Source organism: Ruegeria sp. MALMAid1280 (assembly GCF_049195285.1).
Classification (GTDB): domain Bacteria; phylum Pseudomonadota; class Alphaproteobacteria; order Rhodobacterales; family Rhodobacteraceae; genus Ruegeria.
In genome coordinates, this window is record NZ_JBMIRT010000057.1 from 242,583 (window position 1) to 259,579 (window position 16,997).

Consider the following 16,997-nt stretch of genomic DNA (forward strand, 5'->3'; position numbering starts at 1 on the left):
ATATTTGGTGAATTACTTTGAACGCAGCGTGGATAATGGATACAGTTCAGGGCATGAAGGCCTTTGCGGCCGTGGCCACGCATTCCTCCTTCACTGAAGGCGCGCGGCAAATTGGCATCAGCACCAAACTGGCCAGCAAATATGTCGGCCAGCTTGAGGACCGCCTGAACGCGCAACTGTTCAACCGCACCACCCGCAGCGTCACCCTGACCGATACCGGACGCGCCTATTACGAACGCTGCCTGCCCTTGCTGGAGCAGTTCGATGAGCTTGAAGGCCTGGTCCAGCAACGCCAGACCGAACTGGCGGGCCGTATCCGGATCACCGCGCCCACCGGATTTGGGTCGGCGGAACTGATCCACCTGTTGAAACCGTTCCAAACCGAGCATCCCAAGGTCTCGATCGAGCTGCACCTGTCAGATCACCACGTCCCAATGGTCGAGGAAGGCTATGATCTGGCCATTCGCTTCGGCGTTCTGAAGGATTCGAACCTCGTGGCGCGCAAGCTCATGGACATGCGGATCGTGTGCTGTGTGTCGCCGGACTATCTGGCGGAGTTCGGAACCCCGAAAGAGCCATCGGCGCTGGCCTCTCATAACTGTCTGTTGCAAGCCACCGGCAGCAATACCGACCACTGGGCATTCAAGGGACCGGACGGCGCGTATTCGGTTCCGGTGTCCGGCAATTTCCGCGCCAATTCCCCACGCGCGGTGGCCCATATGGCTGCGGACGGGTTGGGGATCGGGCGCATTCCCCTGTACACCGCGCAGCCGTTTCTGAACGCGGGAACACTGCAGTTGATCTTCGAAGCGCAAGAAGCGGTATCCGTCGGCCTTTACGCCGCCTATCCGCAAAACCGCCACCTGACCGCTCGGATACGGGCGCTGATCGATTTTCTGGCGGCGCAACTGCGCAGGGCCTGAAACTCTGCCCTTGCGCCAAGGTGGAAATCCTCGAAGGTCCGCACCATCTTCAGGAATGGTGTGCAAAAAGCGGCCCGCGCCGATCATGACCCCATATGTCGAAAGGAGCCCGCCTCATGGAAATCAACTCGGATTTTTCTACCCGCGTCGTTGTTCACTCTGATCAGCTTGAGTGGCAAGCCTCGCCCATGAAAGGCGTCGACCGGCGCATGTTGGACCGGATCGGGGGCGAGGTCGCCCGCGCCACAACCATTGTACGTTACGCACCGGGCAGCAAATTTTCAGCGCACACGCATACCGGCGGTGAGGAATTCATTGTTCTGGACGGCGTATTTCAGGACGAGCACGGCGATTTTCCGGCCGGAACCTATGTGCGCAATCCGCCGACATCGCAACATACGCCGGGGTCGGAACCCGGCTGCACCATCTTCGTGAAACTCTGGCAGTTCGACATGAATGACCGTACGCAGTTTCGCAAGACCATGACGGACGAACTGGCCGCCCCTGTGAATGGCGTCGCCACAGCGATCCTGCACAAGGACGCCCGCGAAGAGGTGACCTATAGCCATCTGGACGCGGGCGCGACGCTGTCAACAAACGCACCCGGCGGGATCGAGATCCTCATCATCGACGGGTCGATCACGACCGATCAAGGCGCTCTGAGCAAGAACAGCTGGCTGCGCCTGCCCGAGGGCCAGGCCCTGTCAGCCACGGCAGGCCCCGAGGGCGCGAAAGTCTGGATGAAAACCGGGCACCTTCTTTATGCCCAGGCGCCGCAATTCTAGGTTATTGCACCCGTCTGCGCGGGGCATACACAATCGGGGTGCAATCGGACGGGCTCTGAGGTCCGGGTCGAAACGGAACAGGGTTGATGCATATGGCAACCGATACCAAAACCGCCTTGCTGGATGTTGCAGAACACGCCGTCCGTGCGCGCGAGTTTGACGGGTTCAGCTATGCCGATCTGGCCGAAGCCGTCGGTATCCGCAAGGCGTCGATCCATTGTCACTTTCCCACCAAGGCCACGCTGTCCGCCGCACTGATGGACAGATACCATGCGACGTTTGATGCGGAGTGCCGGGAAATCGAAACCTCCCACGACACCGGGGCTGACCGCCTAAAGGCGCTGATACTGCTATACCGCAATGCCTTGAATGAAGGCAAAACACTGGGCCTGTGTGTGACGCTGATCAGCAGCCGCGCAAGCCTGTCGGACCAGGTCATCGAAAAGATCAAAGACTTCCGGGCGAAGATGGCGGCGCGGATTGAGGCGATCTTCGCGCTTGGTCAGGCCGACAAGTCGATCTCGGGCATTGCAAACCCGGCGTCGGAGGCCCGCGCAGCGCTGGCACTGCTGGAAAGCGCACATCTGTCCGCCCGCGCGGAAGAGAATGTGCAAACCTTTGACGAGGCAGTGGAGGCACTGAATTCCCGCTGCTGAAGGCAAACCCACGTTAAGCGCTGTTTCTTACCGGCCACAATCCGATCCAGAATAAAAGCACAGAAGAGGATCGCCAGACCGGCCAGAATACCCTGCCCTGCGGCCGCGTATTGCAATGCTTCCAGCACGTCCTCGCCCAGCCCCTTGGCACCGATCAGCGAGGCGACGACGACCATTGCCAGCGACATCAGAATGGTCTGGTTCAACCCCGCCATGATCGTCTTGTGCGCCAGCGGCAGATCCACGCGCCACAGCAGATATCGGGGTGTTGCACCAAAGGCCTATGCAGCCTTGCGTACGGTTTCCGGCACCTGTTGCAGACCCAGAACGGTGAACCGGATCACCGGAGGGCTACCGAATATCATCGTCGTAACCACGCTCGCCGGTTTGCCCGATCCGAAGAAGGCCACCACCGGGATCAGATAGACGAATGACGGCATCGACTGCATGAAATCCAGAATGGGTCGCACGATGGCAAAGGAACGCGGACGGCGGGCGCAGTAAATCCCCAGCGGAATGCCCAGCGTCATCGAGATCAGCGCCGCAGCGCCCAGCAGCGCAATCGTGGTCATCGCCTTTTCCCAGAAGTCCAGCAGACCCAGATAAGCCAGCGCCGCGCCGGTAGAAATCGCCATGCGCGCACCAGCAGACAGATAGGCCAGCATGATGATCACCAGCGCCACGTCCGGCCAGAGTGTATCGACCAGAACCACTTCGATCCAGTCCAGCAAGGTGCGCATCCCATAGGTCAGCACCGAGGCAACAACCAGCCATGCGCAACGCTCGGGTCCGATCGCCAGCGGGCAAACTGCCCCTCAAGCGTCCAATTGGCCAGCGATGCCGCCAGGACATTCACCGCCAACAACAGGAGGATCCCGATTGCCAGATAGGTCAGGCCGGTTGAATCCGCGCTTTTGGCGGCGTCCTGCGCCCCGGCCAGCGCACCCTCCAGCAAGTCTGCGGCACGTTTCAGGGACTCCAGCGACGCGGCACCAGATTGTTCCGCCGCCGCGATCTGCTGCCGACGCAGTTTCAGCGTCTGTTCGATCTGTTCGGCCCGTTCGCGGAACTCGCGACCCAGATCGCCGAACAGGCCCAGCCCGATCTGGATATAGGCCAGCGTTTCCAGCACAAGGAACCCCAGAAACCATGATCACAACCCGCGCGCGCCAAACCAAATCGGCCCCAGAACCGCTGCCGCCTTGTTCAGGGTAAAACGATAGCCCGGCGCCTGCATCATGTAGGCAAAGGTCTTCTGATAGTAGGCCTGACCCTGCCCGACAAACTCTCCGATCAATCCGTTCAGACGGTCGGCGGTTTCCGGTTGGATCTGTTGCATATCAACATGTTTCATAGCGGCCCCCTTATGCCTGACTGTCCTGAATCGCGCGGATCAGGCCGGCGCGGTTGATCGCCCCCACAGTCTTGCCATCCTGCGTCACCGCCACGACGCCGTGACCCTCAACGCAAAGGTTCACCAGATCGGACAGATCCATATCCGGATGCGCTTTCTTGGCATCATCGGGCACTTCGCAGTGACGCGCCTCAAACTCGTCCACCGGTTTCATCTCCGCATGGGCAAAGATCATGTTGAGTTTGGAAATCCCGGCCACGAAGTCGGCCACATAATCATCGGCGGGGTTCAGGATGATCTCTTCCGGAGTTCCGATCTGCACGATGCGCCAATCCTTCATGATCGCGATGCGGTGGCCGATGCGAATCGCCTCATCCAGATCGTGGGTGATGAACATCGTGGTCTTGTTCAGCTTGTGGCTCAGCTCCATGAACTGATCCTGCAACTGCTTGCGGATCAGCGGGTCCAGCGCTGAGAACGACTCATCCATCAGCAGGATTTCAGGATCGGCGGCGATGGCACGGGCAAGGCCCATCACATCGTCGCCGTCCAGATAGATATGACCGTCCGTCGGCTCCAGCAGGCGGTTCACATGGCGTACGAGGGTCGATTTGCCTGACCCCGACAGGCCCATGACGCAGAACAGCTCACCCCGTTCGATCTCGAAACTGGCATCGGCCACACCGACCACGCAGTTGAACCTATCCAGCACTTCTGCCTTGCTCAGGCCTTCGCTATGAATGGCGTTCAAAGCCTCCTGCGCGCGTGCGCCGAACACTTTCCACACGCTTTTTGCGTCGATTGCGATATCCGCTGTCATACTGGTCCCACCGCTGTTGAGTGTGTCTGGCGGCGCCCCCGGCCCCGAGGGCGCGCTGGCTTTGGTTGGTGGTCAGGCCCAGCCAACCGTCCACGGTCTCACCATTGGCGGCGATCCATTCCGCCACGACCTCGTCGGTGTCGCGCCCCTTGGCCACAACCTCATAGGTCAGGCCGCTCAGCTGCCCGGCGTCCATGTCGATATTGGCCAGGAAAGAGGCCGCCGCCGGGTTGCGCTGCTCCAGCGACTTGGAATGCGCCACGGTCACGGTTTTCACCGGCTCACCGATGCTGTCATGGGATTTGTTGTACCAGTCGGCATCCTGATCGGGCTGCATCATTCTGTAGGTGGCCGCGTCATGCTCGGGCTCTTCCAGGATGGTCACGTCATACAGCGCATGGACGTAATGCGGCGCATAGCAGTAGAAGGCCGCGCCTTTCTGTTGGTCGATCTGATCCTTCAACCGCGAATAGAACACGGTTTCATCTTCGGTGGTGGGCGTCAGGAAGGTTTCGATCCCATAGTCGCGCACCCGAACCTTGAACGTGTTGGTCGAGGCCCAGCCCGAGGCACCAACCCAGACCTCACCCATGCCATCGCCATCGGAATCGAACAGCTCCTGCGCCATCGGTGTGGCCAGATCGTAGATCGAGCGGGTGTTGTGATCCTCGATCATGTAATTCGGCACACAAATCCCGGCGCGGCCCTCATAGCTGCCCGAAGACAAGGCGACGGAGCCCTTCTGATCGACATATTCATTGGTGAAAGAGGATTGGTTCGGCAGCCAGACATCCGGGTGCACGTCAATATCGCCACGCCCGCCATCCATGGCGGCAAAGATCACCGCATTGGCACCGGGGGCATAGCCCACCTCGCCGCCCAAACGGGTTTCGATGACCTGACCGATCACCCGGCTCATGATCTTGGCGCCGGGCCAGCTGGGCTCACCAACCATGACTTTATCCTGTGCCAACGCCCCTGTCGCGCCCAAGGCAAAGGCCAGAGTTGCGGTAAGTGTCAGTTTCTTCATGTTAAATCTCCCGTTGGGTTGAGGTTCATGCGCGTCAGGCGCGCGCCCGCTTGCGATGCGGGTCTATGAATGGAATGTCCGTAACGGTGGCCCCCAGCCGCTTCATCCGCCCGTCGAGTTGGCCGATCTCAAGCCGGGTGCCGTTTTCCGCATGTTCGACCGACAGCCGCGCCATGCCGATGGCGTGTTCCAGCATGGGCGAGCGGGTGGCTGATGTGACGACACCCGCTTGCCGCTCACCGGCAAAGATCGGGGCACCATGGTCCGGCACGTCATCGCAGCCGATCAGAAGCCCCTTGAGCATTCGGCGCGCGTCGCGCGCATTGCGTTCCAGCGCCGTTTTGCCGGTAAAGTCGGACTTGGTCAGATCAACGGCAAAGCCAAGCCCGGCCTCGAAGGCATCCACACCCGGCGCGAATTCGGCATTCGCAGCGGCCAGCCCGGCCTCGATCCGGATGATGTCCAGCGCGGCCGAGCCCATCGGGGTGATCCCGAATTCCTCACCCGCCGCCATAACCGCATCCCAGATCGCGACGGTATCAGATTTGGCGCACAAAACCTCATACCCCAGTTTTCCGGTATAGCCGGAGCGCGACAGCATGAACGGCGCGCCTTCGCGATCGCGCAGGCGGGTCACGGTCACGCCGAACCATTTCAGGTGGTCCAACGCGGGCACATGCGGTTGCGTAAAGGCGATCTTGCGCAGCAGGTCGCGCGACTTTGGCCCCTGAATGGCCAGGTTCGGCATCGCGCCGCGCAACGCATGGACCCGGACCAGCAGGCCGCGCTCGTCGGCCAGCGCCTGCAACACGCGACCGCTTTCCTCGGACCCGCAACACCAGTGGAATATCTCGGGCGCGAGGCGGAACAAGGTGCCATCGTCGATGACCGAACCGCTCTTGTCACAGATCAGCGTATAAGACCCGCGCCAGACCTGCAGCTTCGCGACGTTGCGCGTGGTGGCTTGTTGCAACAGCGCTTCGGCATCCGGACCGATGATGTCGAACTTGCACAGCCCACTCATATCCTGAACCGTCACCGCCTGACGGCAGCCCCAGTATTCGCCCAGCGTGCCATGCGCCGGATAGCTGACGGGTGCCCACAGATCCCGCGCCGGGGCAAAGTGCTGGGTCAGCGGGGCCAGACGGTCGTGAAAGGCGGATTCCTGACTGATCGACATCGGGGCATATTCCTTTTCACGATAAGCAACCGCCCGGCGGATCGGCGTTTCGGGGTGGAAGATGCGCACATGCACATCCGTCGGGTTCCAACCATTGATCGGATCGATGTCATCGGGACAGGCGGTCGAGACGCAAACCATATCCGCAAGCGCGCGCATGGTGACGTAGTGTCCGGGGCGCGGGTGGGATTCTTCGGTCAGGATGTGATGGGTCGCCGGATCGATCCAGGTGTTTCAGAAAAAGTTGATCGCAAGCCACGCTGCCCACCGCGCCGCCCCATAGGGGACAGCGCGTTCGACATATTGTCGGAACATTGCTGCCCTTCGACATCGATGATCTGGACGAATTCCCCTGCCCTAAGCTCATAGGCGAAGGCGCTGCCCCGCGACACGGTGAATTCGTCCCGCGTATCACCCAGCATAAACGGTAGATGCGGGCCGCTCGAGACTGCAGGTTTGCGCCGGACAATAACGCAGCCGGTGTTTGCGCCCTCGACCAACGCCGCAACCGGCACGGGACGCATTTCCCAGACGATTATCTTTTGATCCGCTCGCAGGATCAGCGGGTCGGTGGACCGACCAAGCCGATGACCTGTGACCGTCAGCCTGCTGCCCTGCGCCTCGACCCAGCCGACAAAGCGGGCGCTGTCGAATTCGACGCAGTCGATCTGTGTAATTGCCGCCAACCCCAAAGCTTTCGGCCTGGCCCGCCCGCCCTCGGCGAACGCCACGAGGTCCTAAGGTTGACCCGGACGCTCCAGCGACAGCAAGTCCCTCGGCACCATTGCCAACCTGACCGCCTCACGCGGGGCCAGCTTGTGGGTCCGCGTGCCCAAGGCCTTTGGGAATCCCGGAAACCGGCGTCCGAGGCCGTCAAACCCGGCATTCGTAAACGCATGTAGGACCGAAGATCCCAGCATAGTGGTGTCAGATTCTCGCATATGTAACTAGTTACATATGTCAACTCTTTCCTGAGAGACCATGAAAAACGGACGCAAAACACGGTGACGCAAAAATCCCCCGAGCCCAAAAAAACGCGCAAATCTCAGAGATGTAGCAAAAGCTGCGGGCGTATCGGTTGCCACGGTGTCGCGGGTCCTGAATGAGCCCGGCGTGGTCAAGAAGGACACGCTGGAAAAGGTTCAGGCCGCAATTGCCCAGCTGAAATTCGTTCCCAGCGCCGCTGCACGGGCCATCATTTCCGGGCGAACCCGGTTTGTTGGTGCCTTGGTGCCCACTCTGGACAACGCGATCTTTGCCCGTTTCCTTGCAGCGCTCGAACTGTCCCTTGTTGTGGCCACAACTGACACGGACCCGGATATCGAGGCCGAAAAAGCGAAAAGTCTGTTGGATATCGGGGCCGAAGGTCTGATCATCACGGGTGCCGCACACAGCACCGCGCTTCATGACCTGGTCGAGCGGACAATGCTACCGACGATCATCACCGCTTACTACGATGCAGAAAACCCGCTGCCGACCATCGGATACGACAACGCGGGCGCAGCGCAACTTGCCTTGCAGCATCTGACAGATCTGCGCCATCAGCGCATTGCGGACGCCGCCAGACAGATTTGCGCCCTGCCCCAAATGCCGGACGCCCTTCTTTGCCAGTCGGACGTGGTTGCGCTGGGTGTCCTGTTCGGACTTCAGGCCGAGGACATTTCCGTGCCCGGTGACGTTTCACTGGTTGGCATCGACGATCTGCCCAGTTCCGCCGTTGCAGCGCCCTCGATTACAACGGTGCATCTGCCCGTAACCCAAATGGGCGAGAAAGCCGCCATTGCCCTGGCGCGCTGGATCTCGGACCAGAAGCGACCCGGCGCCGAACGGCTTGAGGCGCGGCTGGTCGAACGGCAATCGGTCAGTCGGCGCAAAACGGCTAGACGGCGCCGTCTTCGCCGTAGTTGCGCGCCTTGGACATCTTGCCAATGCCGGGGTTAAACGAGTTGGTCGGGTCGCAGCATTTGTAATGCGCCGCCAGATCGGGCTTGGCTTTGTAGAGATGCCCAACATTGTGCTCGGCCGGGTATTCCGCACCGCGCTGATCGAACAGGTCCAGCATCGCCGCTTTCAGCGCCTTGGGATCAGCACCTTTCTTGACCACGTAATCCTGATGCATCACGTGGCACATGAAGTGACCGTAATACAGCTTGTGAACCAGTTGGTTTTCGATCTCGGGCGGCAGTTTCTCAAGCCAGTCCTGATCGTTGCGGCGCAGCGCGACGTCGAGCGCGATGATGTCTTCGACCTCATTGGCGTGGATCGCCATGTAACGCACGGCGGCACCGGCGGCGGCAAAGCGGTGCAGACCGGCAATCTTGGCTTCCCGCGCGGTGCATTCGAAGAAATCTGCATCACGGCCCTGCAGGAATTCGGGCAGCCAATCACTGGCCTCGGCGATGCCGTCATCCTTCATTTTCAGGATCAGGTGATGTTCAAAGCGATCACGGAATTCCACCATCCGTTTCGGCAGAACCCGAGGCCAGACCGAGACCGCCGCCTGCATGAACCGGTCAGTAAAATTCCGCAGGAACGGAATGCGCCGCAGCCGCGCATCGACTGCCCCTTTCATTGCAAAGAACATCGGCAACCGGTCGGTGCCCAGCTTGTCGATCATGACAACCGTGTCTTTGCCGTAGCGTTCGGTGATATCGAACACCTCGCGCTGCATGTATTCGGCGGACACCGGCAGGGACTTAAATTCAGACAGGATGTGCCGACGCAGCGCCGCCAGATCATCCGCGCTGTTGCTGCCGATATAGAAAACCTTCTCGGCCGCATTCTTGGGGAAGGTGTCCAGTCGCACGGCGAACACCGCCATCTTGCCAGCTGACCCGGCGGATTCGAACAGCTTGCCCTTGTCTGCATTGAACCGCGCCGGAGTTTCGGCATCCACCTCCCGCACGATCTGCGCATAATCACTTGCCGAGGCGCGTTTGTTCGTGGCCCCCGGATTACGCTCGAACGTGCCTGAATCCAGGCTGGTCAGAATCTCTTCGGGCGTGTTGCCCAGATCGATGCCCAGATGGTTGACCAGCTCCAGCTCACCTGCCTCGGTGATCTGCGCATAGACCGACAGTTCGGTATATACAGGCCCGCGTTCAACCAGTGATCCGCCCGAATTGTTGCAGACGCCACCGACAATCGAGGCCCCGATGCACGAAGACCCGATCACCGAATGCGGCTCACGCCCCAGCGGCGCCAGCAGTTTTTCCAGCGCAAACAGCGTGGCGCCGGGAAAGCTGACAATCTGCTCGCCATTGTTCAACGGCACCAGAGTGTCCATCCGACGGGTGTTGATCAGTACCACGTCGCGGTCATAGCTGCCCGACGGGGTCGAGCCTTCGGTCAGGCCGGTATTGGCGGCCTGCATGATGACGATCTTGTCCGCCGCCACACAGGCTTGCAGCACTTTCCACTGTTCCAGCAGGGAACCGGGCTGGAGGACACAAAGCGCCTCGCCCTCGCCCGAGCGAAACCCGCGACGAAACCGCTCTGTCGCGCGTTGCCCGGTCAGGACGTGGCGCAACCCGACGATGGAACGGAAATGTTTGATCAGTTCCTCATTGTTCATGGCAGCCCCCGTTGTGGTTTATGCGGCGCGGAACCGAATATTCTCGCGGTTCAGCTGGTCGACGCTGGTGACGCCCATCAGTTTCATGTCACGCTCAATCTCGGCCCGCATCAGACCCAGAGCACGCTCGACACCCGCCTGCCCTGCCGCAGCCAGCGGATACAGATAGTGCCGTCCGACACCGACCGCCTTGGCCCCCAGTGACAAGGCTTTCAGCACATGGGTGCCGCGCTGGATACCGCTGTCCATCATCACGTCCAGCTTATCGCCAACCGCATCGACGATCTCGGACAGTTGATCAAACGGCGTGCGCGAACCGTCCAGCTGACGGCCACCGTGGTTCGAAAGAATGATGCCGGTGCAACCGATCTCGGCCGCGCGTTTGGCATCCTCGACGGTCATGATGCCCTTGAGGCAGAACTGACCGTCCCAGTCACGCACCATCTGCGCCACGTCATCCCAGTTCATCGACGGGTCCAGCATGTCGGTGAAGTACCCACCGATCGAGCTGGCACCGCCGCCCATATCCACGTGCTCTTCCAGTTGCGGTAGGCGGAATTTCTCGTGCGTGACATAGTTGATGCCCCACATCGGCTTGATCGCGAACTGGATCATGCCGCCCAGCGTCAGCCGGAACGGGATCGAGAAACCGGTGCGCAGGTCACGCTCACGATTACCGCCGGTGATGCTGTCCACGGTCAGCATCATCACCTCGACGCCCGCCTCTTTGGCGCGCTGCATCATGGCAGAGTTCAAGCCGCGATCCTTGTGGAAGTAGAACTGGTAGACCTGCGGGTTCTTGTGCTTCTGCCTCAGCTCCTCCAGCGAGACGGTGCCCAGCGAGGACACACCGAACATGGTCCCGTATTTCTCGGCCGCCGCTGCAACAGCGCGCTCACCCTGATGGTGGAACAGGCGCTGCAAGGCGGTGGGTGAGCAATAGACCGGCATGTCCAGCTTTTGCCCCATCACCGTGACGGACATATCCACGTCCTTCACCCCGCACAGCACCGATGGCAACAGATCGCAGCGGTCGAACGCATGGGTGTTTTCCCGATAGGTCACCTCGTCATCGGCACCACCGTCGATATAGTTGAAGATCGGCCCCGGCAGCCGCTGTTTGGCCAGCCGCCGGAAATCGTGAAAGTTATGACATTGGCTCAGACGCATCGGGCAGCTCCTTAGTAAGCGACCGAGGGCAGCCAGGTGGCGAGGGTCGGCCAAAGGAAGACCAGCGCCAGGCCGGTCAGCTGCAGTAGCACGAAGGGGATGATGCCCTTGTAGATGTGCGTCAGCTTGATCTCGGGCGGGCAGACGCCTTTCAGATAGAACAGCGCAAAGCCAACCGGCGGGGTCAGGAAGCTGGTTTGCAGCGTCACCGCAACCAGGATCACGAACCAGACCAGCGCCGGTTCATCGAGAACGCCGAAGCCAGGGATGTCGATGCCAAGGCCGTTCACGATGGGGCGCATCAGCGGCAGCACGATCAGCGTGATCTCGATCCAGTCCAGAACAAAGCCCAGCAGGAAGACGATGAACAGGATGAACAGGATGGTGCCATTGGCGCCGAAACCGGTGGATTGAACCACGTGTTCGATAAGCTCATCGCCGCCCAATTCCCGCAGGACATACGAGAACACGGTCGCGCCCAGGAAGATCGCGAAGATATACGCGGTGGTGTTGAAGGTCGAGACCAGCACATTCCACAGCTTTGCAAAAGTCAGCTTGCGATATCCCAGAGCCAGTAGCGTTGCACCCAGTGCACCGATGCCCGAGGCTTCGGTTGGGGTAGTCAGACCCGCAAAGATCGAGCCCAACACGGCCAGGATCAGCATCAGCGTCGGGATGACCGCGATCAGCACATCCTTGACGGCGGCCCAGTCGGGGGCCTTGGCGCCTTCGGGCACGGGGGCCGCGTCGCGTTTCACCAGTGCAAGGATGAAGATGTAGGTCAGGTAGAGACCACCGATGATCACACCGGGAAAGACCGCAGCCATGAACAGGTCGCCCACCGACAGGGCCATTTGGTCGGCCATGATCACCAGCATGATCGACGGCGGAATCAGAATGCCCAGCGTCCCCGACGCGGAAACCACGCCGGCAGCCAGCGTCGGCTGGTACTTCTGCTGCATCATCGAGGGCAGCGACAGCACGCCCAGCAGCACCACGGATGCTCCGATGATACCGGTCGAGGCCGCCAGAATGATCCCGATCAGGGTCACGGTGATCGCCAGACCCCCGCGGACGGTGCCGAACAGACGCTGCATTGAGGACATCAGACGCTCGGCCACACCGGATTCGTCCAGCATCAAGCCCATGAAGATGAACATCGGCAGGGCCACCAGAACCGCATTGGACATTGTCGCATAAACCCGGTTCACCACGGCGCCAAGGGTCAGGTAATCCAGCCCTGTAAGGGTGCCTTCCAGGCCTGTCCACAGCATCAGGTCATTGTCGAACAGATAGGCCAGCCCGCAGAAGGCGACGCCGACACCGGCCAGAACCCAGGCCACCGGATACCCGGTAAACAGCAGCGCGATGAAGGTCAGGAACATCGCGATGACCAGCTTTTCCTCGGTGGTTTCGACCAGGAAGGTCAGGCCGACGCAGACGGCGGCGAACACGGCCAGCACCAGCAGGATACGGCGCAGCGGTGCGCCTTCGCGCTCGGTCTCGGGTCCGTACAGCAACGCATGCCCGTCATGGATCAGCCGTGCCAGCGCAGCCAGTGCCAACAGGACGAAGCTGAGCGGAATGACCGCCTTGAACGCCCAGCGTGCGGGAAGACCGGTCGGGCTGTCCGAGCGTTCATTGACGCGGAGGCTTTCGTAGAAATAGTCATACCCCTGGTCGATCATCAGATAGATGAACGGGGTCAGCAGGGTCAGAATGCCGATCACCTCGATCACCCGCTGCGCGCGCCGTGACAGTTGCATATGCAACACGTCGACACGTACATGGCTGTCCGTGATCAAGGCATAAGAGATACCAATCATCGTGACGATGCCGTAGAAATGCCACTGGATCTCGTCCAGTTTGGGATAGTTCTGGCTGAACAGGTAACGCAGCGAGACCTGAGCGAAAATCGCCCCCATCAGCAGCACGTTTGCCCACATGACCACATGACCCACCGCCTTGACGCCAGAGTCGATGGCGACAGCAATCTTCTGACGGTCTGTCTCGGGGTGTTCCAGGATGCCTTCATAGGCTTCGACCGGATCGTTGAGGTTCTTTTGGCTGTCCATGGTCATTCCTCGCTCAGCAGCCCGGCGCGCGGGCAGTGATTGGTTAGAAATTCCGAAAAAGAAGGAAAGGGGCCGGAGCGGCGGTTGCCGCCGCCCCGGCGTCGTCAGTAAGGGAGGTTACTGACGAGGGAGGAAAGCGTTCGTTTTCCAAAGGTCATAGCCGTCACGGAACTCGTTCATGTCGGTCAGAACCTGTGCAAAGAAGGCGTCATTGGCGGCTTCTTCAGCGGCAACCTCTTCCCAGGTTGCACGGAACGTATCCAGCATTTCAGGCGACCACTGCTTGATGGTGACACCGTTGTTTTCAACGTTGTCGATCAGAGCGGCGTGCTGAATGGCTTCGCCTTCGGCAAAGCTGTCCGCCATCGAAGCCTTACAGGCGTTTTCGATGATCGCCTTGTGCTGGTCGGTGGCTTCGTTCCAGACGTCCTTGTTGACCAGCAGTTCGAACACGGTCGCCTGCTGGTGCCAGCCGGGGAAATAGTTGAATTTCACCAGCTTGTGGAAGCCCAGACGCGCGTCGATAGCAGGCATCGAGAACTCGGTCGCGTCGATGGCGCCTTTTTCCAGCGCGGGGAAGATTTCACCGCCCGGCAGCAGCGAGGTCGCAACGCCCAGTTTCTGCATGACTTTGCCGCCCAGACCGAAGAAGCGCATCTTCAGACCGTTCAGATCTTCGGGAGAGTTGATCTCGGTTGCGAACCAGCCCGAGGTTTCAGGGGCGATGATGGCGCAAGGCAGGACGTGAACGTTATAGCCCGCCTGATCATACATCTCCTGATACAGTTTCAGACCGTTGCCATAATACATCCACGCCATGTATTCGCCGGCCTCGGGGCCGAACGGGACAGCCGAGAACAGCGGCGCGGCCGGGATTTTACCTGCCCAGTAACCGGCGGTGGTGTAGCCCGAATTGATCTTGCCGGTGGAAACGGCATCCAGAATCTCGAACGGCGGAACCAGTTTGCCCGGCTCGTAGACTTTCATTTTCAGAGTGCCGCCGGACATCAGGTCGAGCTGCTCGGCCACACGCGGGATCGGCGAGCCAAGGCCCGGCAGCTCGGTCGAGAATGCAATCGGGGTTTTCAGCAGCAGCTTGTCAGCGGCGACTGCAGGTGCGGCCAGCAGGCTGGCGGCCACGGCGAGGCTCGTCAGGGTCTTTTTCATGAAATCTCCTCCAGGTCGGTCAGGGCATCTACCCCAATCAGTGGCGCAGGCTCTTCCAGCGCCTCTCCGGTGGTAAACTAACTTTACCAGTCTAAGCCAGTCAACAAGTTTATTAACCACTGGTCTGACCAATCCATTTCCCAACCGCACCAGAATTACATCACTCCGATGCGTTTCAACGGAGCAAAAAACATGATGCTCGTAATTTTCATTCAATTACATAAGGCTACGTTCCTAGTTTCTGGCCGCGACGATCGCTTGAATTTTTGGCCGACATGGTTATATTTGTTTACCAGTAACTCCTAATCTGACACTTAGCGGAGGCACAGCGCCATGAGCCCCACGGCGATTTTTGAACCGGTCGGACACGAATCGCTGGCCGAGGCCGTCATCGCCCAGATTGAGGACCTGATTGCATCCGGCATCCTGAAACAGGGCCGTAAACTGCCTTCGGAACGGGATCTTGCCGAAATGCTGCGAGTGTCCCGCCCCAAGCTGCGCGAAGCGCTGGCGGTTCTGGAAGAACGCGGCCTTGTCATAACTCAGCATGGCGAGGGTACGTTTGTCGCCGCCCTGACCGGTCAGGCGATGATGCCGGCGCTGTTGGCTCTTTATGAACGGCACGAGCCTGCCTTTTTCGACTACCTGGAATACCGGCGCGAACAAGAGAGCTTTGCCGCCCGTCTTGCCGCCCGGCGCGCGACCAAGGCCGACAAGGAACGGATCGCGGACATCCTGGCCGAAAATGAACGGGCCTGGCAAGAGAATGACACCAAGGCCGCGCAGGAAGCCGATTTCGCGCTGCACACTGCAATTGTGGATGCCAGTCAGAATGCGACCTTGATCCACATAATGGCCTCGATCTACGAACTCACGCGCAAAGGCGTATTCTACAATCGCGATTTCCTGAAAACGATTGACGGCACCGGCGAGCAGCTTCTGGCTCAGCATATGGAATTGGGGAAGGCAGTGATCGACGGGGATGAGACGCGCGCCGAAAAAGCCGCAGTTGATCATATCGATTTCGTCGAAGAATCCTTCAGGCTGGGGATCGAACGCAACCGCCGCGAAACCATGGCTGAAAAACGCCGGATATTGTCAGAGCATTAACAGTCACAGGGCTGGCAACGGCATCGCCCCTGCAATCAGCAACAGCATCGTAGTCCCGCTGGTCACTCAACGACTGTGCCGGGGCTTCAACCACAGCTGCGCAGGCGGATGAGCGCCAGAACACCGTCATAGCCAGCAGTTTCGCCTCGGGCCAGGTTGCTGCAATTGACCGACCAAAGCGGCGCATCGCTTTGCTGTGCCGCAAGAGAAAGTGACAGGCCCAGCTTGGCCCTTAATGCCCAAATCCAGGTTTTCATACTGCTGTCCCTCATTGATTAGAATTGTAGTCCGGGGCCAAGACCGCCCAGCAGGGCCTCGGTTGAGTCTCGGTTGTGTCGCAAATTTTGAACTGAGATTGACGAGCACTCAGGTTTCGCAGTCTCTTCCCGTCGAATAGTTTTCGAACAGGTATTAAGTATGATCTCTCTGAAAGGCTGCCACTTTCCCAAGGATGCAGTTCTTTACGCTGTGTATTTCTATTTGCGGTACACAGTGTCGTATCGTGATTTGGAAGAGATCATGGCCGAACGCGGCGTGCAGGTGGACCACGCCACTCTCAACAGGTGGGTCGTTAAGTATTCGTCGATGATCGCCGCGAGCGCGCAATCGAAGAAGCGACCAACGCTGACTTCCTGGCGCATGGACGAAACCTATCTCCGTGTGCGCGGCAAGTGGATGTATCTTTATCGAGCAGTCGACAAAGCGGGAAACACCCTTGATTTCATGCTGTCTGAGCGACGAAATCGTCCAGCAGCAACCAGGTTCTTTGCCAAAGCACTGTCGTCAAACGGGATCCCAAACAAAATCGTCATCGACAAAAGTGGCGCAAATGCAGCTGGCATTCGAGAAGTGAACAGGATCCTGAAGCGGTTCGGTTGCCCAGCCAAAGTACAGACGATTAGGTCCAAATTTTGAACAACATGATCGAACAGGATCATCGGTTCATAAAGCGGCGTGTTCGGCACATGTGTGGGTTTAAGTCGTTCGAATCCGCTTCCGCCACTTTGGACGGCATCGAGGTCGCCAACATGATCCGGAAGCGGCAATTCTCTATTGATACGACTTCCGGCTTTCAGCTATTCGCAAAGATAGCAGGATAGGTGTATCCAGTAAGTCGCTGGCTTTGGCCGTTCCAAATGTTTGCGACACATCC

At 59.6% G+C, this 16,997-nt stretch carries 16 protein-coding genes and 3 pseudogenes; 7 read left to right on the plus strand and 12 right to left on the minus strand.

All coding sequences use genetic code 11. From position 1 onward, the window contains the following. Nucleotides 1-35 precede the first annotated feature (35 nt). The 3 genes from ACOQFT_RS16765 to ACOQFT_RS16775 all read left to right on the plus strand — a co-directional run bounded on the left by ACOQFT_RS16765 (nucleotide 36) and on the right by ACOQFT_RS16775 (nucleotide 2,364). The gene (locus ACOQFT_RS16765; RefSeq protein WP_421599033.1) at nucleotides 36-923 is read left to right on the plus strand and encodes a LysR family transcriptional regulator; all 888 of its coding nucleotides are present in this window, start codon (nucleotides 36-38) and stop codon (nucleotides 921-923) included. 116 nt (nucleotides 924-1,039) lie between these two features. Continuing rightward, on the plus strand, nucleotides 1,040-1,708 hold the full coding sequence (locus ACOQFT_RS16770; RefSeq protein WP_421599034.1) for a cupin domain-containing protein: 669 nt from the start codon (nucleotides 1,040-1,042) through the stop codon (nucleotides 1,706-1,708). Between the two features lie 92 nt (nucleotides 1,709-1,800). Continuing rightward, nucleotides 1,801-2,364 carry a TetR/AcrR family transcriptional regulator gene (locus ACOQFT_RS16775; protein WP_421599035.1) on the plus strand — a complete coding sequence of 188 codons (564 nt, stop codon included), beginning with the start codon at nucleotides 1,801-1,803 and terminating at the stop codon, nucleotides 2,362-2,364. Between the two features lie 20 nt (nucleotides 2,365-2,384). Here the strand turns inward: ACOQFT_RS16775 and ACOQFT_RS16780 are convergent. From ACOQFT_RS16780 to ACOQFT_RS16810, 7 genes and pseudogenes are all read right to left on the minus strand, one after another. Continuing rightward, a pseudogene (locus ACOQFT_RS16780) lies at nucleotides 2,385-3,008 on the minus strand (ABC transporter permease); the annotation flags it as partial. 104 nt (nucleotides 3,009-3,112) lie between these two features. Then, complete coding sequence (locus ACOQFT_RS16785) at nucleotides 3,113-3,496, minus strand: hypothetical protein (RefSeq protein WP_421599036.1); 384 nt, start codon at nucleotides 3,494-3,496, stop codon at nucleotides 3,113-3,115. 21 nt (nucleotides 3,497-3,517) lie between these two features. Next, nucleotides 3,518-3,718, minus strand: a complete 201-nt coding sequence (locus ACOQFT_RS16790; protein WP_421599037.1) for a hypothetical protein — start codon at nucleotides 3,716-3,718, stop codon at nucleotides 3,518-3,520. A 10-nt stretch (nucleotides 3,719-3,728) separates the two neighbouring features. After that, nucleotides 3,729-4,538, minus strand: a complete 810-nt coding sequence (locus tag ACOQFT_RS16795) for an ATP-binding cassette domain-containing protein (RefSeq protein WP_421599038.1) — start codon at nucleotides 4,536-4,538, stop codon at nucleotides 3,729-3,731. Continuing rightward, the gene (locus tag ACOQFT_RS16800) at nucleotides 4,453-5,568 is read right to left on the minus strand and encodes a glycine betaine ABC transporter substrate-binding protein (protein WP_421599039.1); all 1,116 of its coding nucleotides are present in this window, start codon (nucleotides 5,566-5,568) and stop codon (nucleotides 4,453-4,455) included. Before ACOQFT_RS16800 ends, ACOQFT_RS16795 begins: the two co-directional genes overlap by 86 nt. 34 nt (nucleotides 5,569-5,602) lie before the next feature. Continuing rightward, nucleotides 5,603-6,907, minus strand: a complete 1,305-nt coding sequence (locus tag ACOQFT_RS16805) for a glycine cleavage T C-terminal barrel domain-containing protein (RefSeq protein WP_421599040.1) — start codon at nucleotides 6,905-6,907, stop codon at nucleotides 5,603-5,605. Between the two features lie 38 nt (nucleotides 6,908-6,945). After that, the gene (locus tag ACOQFT_RS16810; protein ID WP_421599041.1) at nucleotides 6,946-7,479 is read right to left on the minus strand and encodes a hypothetical protein; all 534 of its coding nucleotides are present in this window, start codon (nucleotides 7,477-7,479) and stop codon (nucleotides 6,946-6,948) included. A gap of 325 nt (nucleotides 7,480-7,804) precedes the next feature. Here ACOQFT_RS16810 and ACOQFT_RS16815 point away from each other — a divergent pair. Then, a pseudogene (locus ACOQFT_RS16815) lies at nucleotides 7,805-7,915 on the plus strand (LacI family DNA-binding transcriptional regulator); the annotation flags it as partial. A gap of 63 nt (nucleotides 7,916-7,978) precedes the next feature. Next, nucleotides 7,979-8,689 carry a substrate-binding domain-containing protein gene (locus tag ACOQFT_RS16820; RefSeq protein WP_421599051.1) on the plus strand — a complete coding sequence of 237 codons (711 nt, stop codon included), beginning with the start codon at nucleotides 7,979-7,981 and terminating at the stop codon, nucleotides 8,687-8,689. On the opposite strand, the gene dld is transcribed toward ACOQFT_RS16820, so the two are convergent. From dld to ACOQFT_RS16840, 4 genes are all read right to left on the minus strand, one after another. After that, nucleotides 8,628-10,322 (minus strand): D-lactate dehydrogenase, encoded by a 1,695-nt coding sequence (dld, locus tag ACOQFT_RS16825; RefSeq protein ID WP_421599042.1) that lies wholly within the window; start codon nucleotides 10,320-10,322, stop codon nucleotides 8,628-8,630. The genes ACOQFT_RS16820 and dld overlap by 62 nt on opposite strands. Nucleotides 10,323-10,340: 18 nt before the next feature. Continuing rightward, complete coding sequence (locus tag ACOQFT_RS16830) at nucleotides 10,341-11,492, minus strand: alpha-hydroxy acid oxidase (protein WP_421599043.1); 1,152 nt, start codon at nucleotides 11,490-11,492, stop codon at nucleotides 10,341-10,343. A gap of 11 nt (nucleotides 11,493-11,503) precedes the next feature. Further along, nucleotides 11,504-13,573 carry a TRAP transporter large permease subunit gene (locus ACOQFT_RS16835; RefSeq protein WP_421599044.1) on the minus strand — a complete coding sequence of 690 codons (2,070 nt, stop codon included), beginning with the start codon at nucleotides 13,571-13,573 and terminating at the stop codon, nucleotides 11,504-11,506. 111 nt (nucleotides 13,574-13,684) lie between these two features. After that, a complete protein-coding gene (locus ACOQFT_RS16840; RefSeq protein ID WP_421599045.1) occupies nucleotides 13,685-14,734 on the minus strand; it encodes a TRAP transporter substrate-binding protein in 1,050 nt (349 codons plus the stop codon). Between the two features lie 333 nt (nucleotides 14,735-15,067). Here ACOQFT_RS16840 and ACOQFT_RS16845 point away from each other — a divergent pair, with 333 nt between their 5' ends. After that, complete coding sequence (locus ACOQFT_RS16845; protein ID WP_421599046.1) at nucleotides 15,068-15,844, plus strand: FadR/GntR family transcriptional regulator; 777 nt, start codon at nucleotides 15,068-15,070, stop codon at nucleotides 15,842-15,844. An 86-nt stretch (nucleotides 15,845-15,930) separates the two neighbouring features. Here ACOQFT_RS16845 and ACOQFT_RS16850 read toward each other — a convergent pair whose 3' ends face one another. After that, nucleotides 15,931-16,101, minus strand: a complete 171-nt coding sequence (locus ACOQFT_RS16850; protein WP_421599047.1) for a hypothetical protein — start codon at nucleotides 16,099-16,101, stop codon at nucleotides 15,931-15,933. A 160-nt stretch (nucleotides 16,102-16,261) separates the two neighbouring features. On the opposite strand from ACOQFT_RS16850, the pseudogene ACOQFT_RS16855 reads away from it, so the two are divergent. Next, nucleotides 16,262-16,944 (plus strand): annotated as a pseudogene (locus ACOQFT_RS16855) (IS6 family transposase). Nucleotides 16,945-16,997 lie beyond the last annotated feature (53 nt).

What these genes read in the sequence shown, in the direction of transcription:
- ACOQFT_RS16770 (WP_421599034.1), top strand. Translation starts at nt 1,040, where the DNA reads ATGGAAATCAACTCGGATTTTTCTACCCGCGTCGTTGTTCACTCTGAT.
- ACOQFT_RS16790 (WP_421599037.1), bottom strand. Translation starts at nt 3,718, where the DNA reads ATGAAACATGTTGATATGCAACAGATCCAACCGGAAACCGCCGACCGT.
- ACOQFT_RS16805 (WP_421599040.1), bottom strand. Translation starts at nt 6,907, where the DNA reads ATGCGCGCGCTTGCGGATATGGTTTGCGTCTCGACCGCCTGTCCCGAT.
- ACOQFT_RS16830 (WP_421599043.1), bottom strand. Translation starts at nt 11,492, where the DNA reads ATGCGTCTGAGCCAATGTCATAACTTTCACGATTTCCGGCGGCTGGCC.
- ACOQFT_RS16775 (WP_421599035.1), top strand. Translation starts at nt 1,801, where the DNA reads ATGGCAACCGATACCAAAACCGCCTTGCTGGATGTTGCAGAACACGCC.
- ACOQFT_RS16835 (WP_421599044.1), bottom strand. Translation starts at nt 13,573, where the DNA reads ATGACCATGGACAGCCAAAAGAACCTCAACGATCCGGTCGAAGCCTAT.
- ACOQFT_RS16845 (WP_421599046.1), top strand. Translation starts at nt 15,068, where the DNA reads ATGAGCCCCACGGCGATTTTTGAACCGGTCGGACACGAATCGCTGGCC.
- ACOQFT_RS16765 (WP_421599033.1), top strand. Translation starts at nt 36, where the DNA reads ATGGATACAGTTCAGGGCATGAAGGCCTTTGCGGCCGTGGCCACGCAT.
- ACOQFT_RS16850 (WP_421599047.1), bottom strand. Translation starts at nt 16,101, where the DNA reads ATGAAAACCTGGATTTGGGCATTAAGGGCCAAGCTGGGCCTGTCACTT.
- dld (WP_421599042.1), bottom strand. Translation starts at nt 10,322, where the DNA reads ATGAACAATGAGGAACTGATCAAACATTTCCGTTCCATCGTCGGGTTG.
- ACOQFT_RS16800 (WP_421599039.1), bottom strand. Translation starts at nt 5,568, where the DNA reads ATGAAGAAACTGACACTTACCGCAACTCTGGCCTTTGCCTTGGGCGCG.
- ACOQFT_RS16795 (WP_421599038.1), bottom strand. Translation starts at nt 4,538, where the DNA reads ATGACAGCGGATATCGCAATCGACGCAAAAAGCGTGTGGAAAGTGTTC.
- ACOQFT_RS16840 (WP_421599045.1), bottom strand. Translation starts at nt 14,734, where the DNA reads ATGAAAAAGACCCTGACGAGCCTCGCCGTGGCCGCCAGCCTGCTGGCC.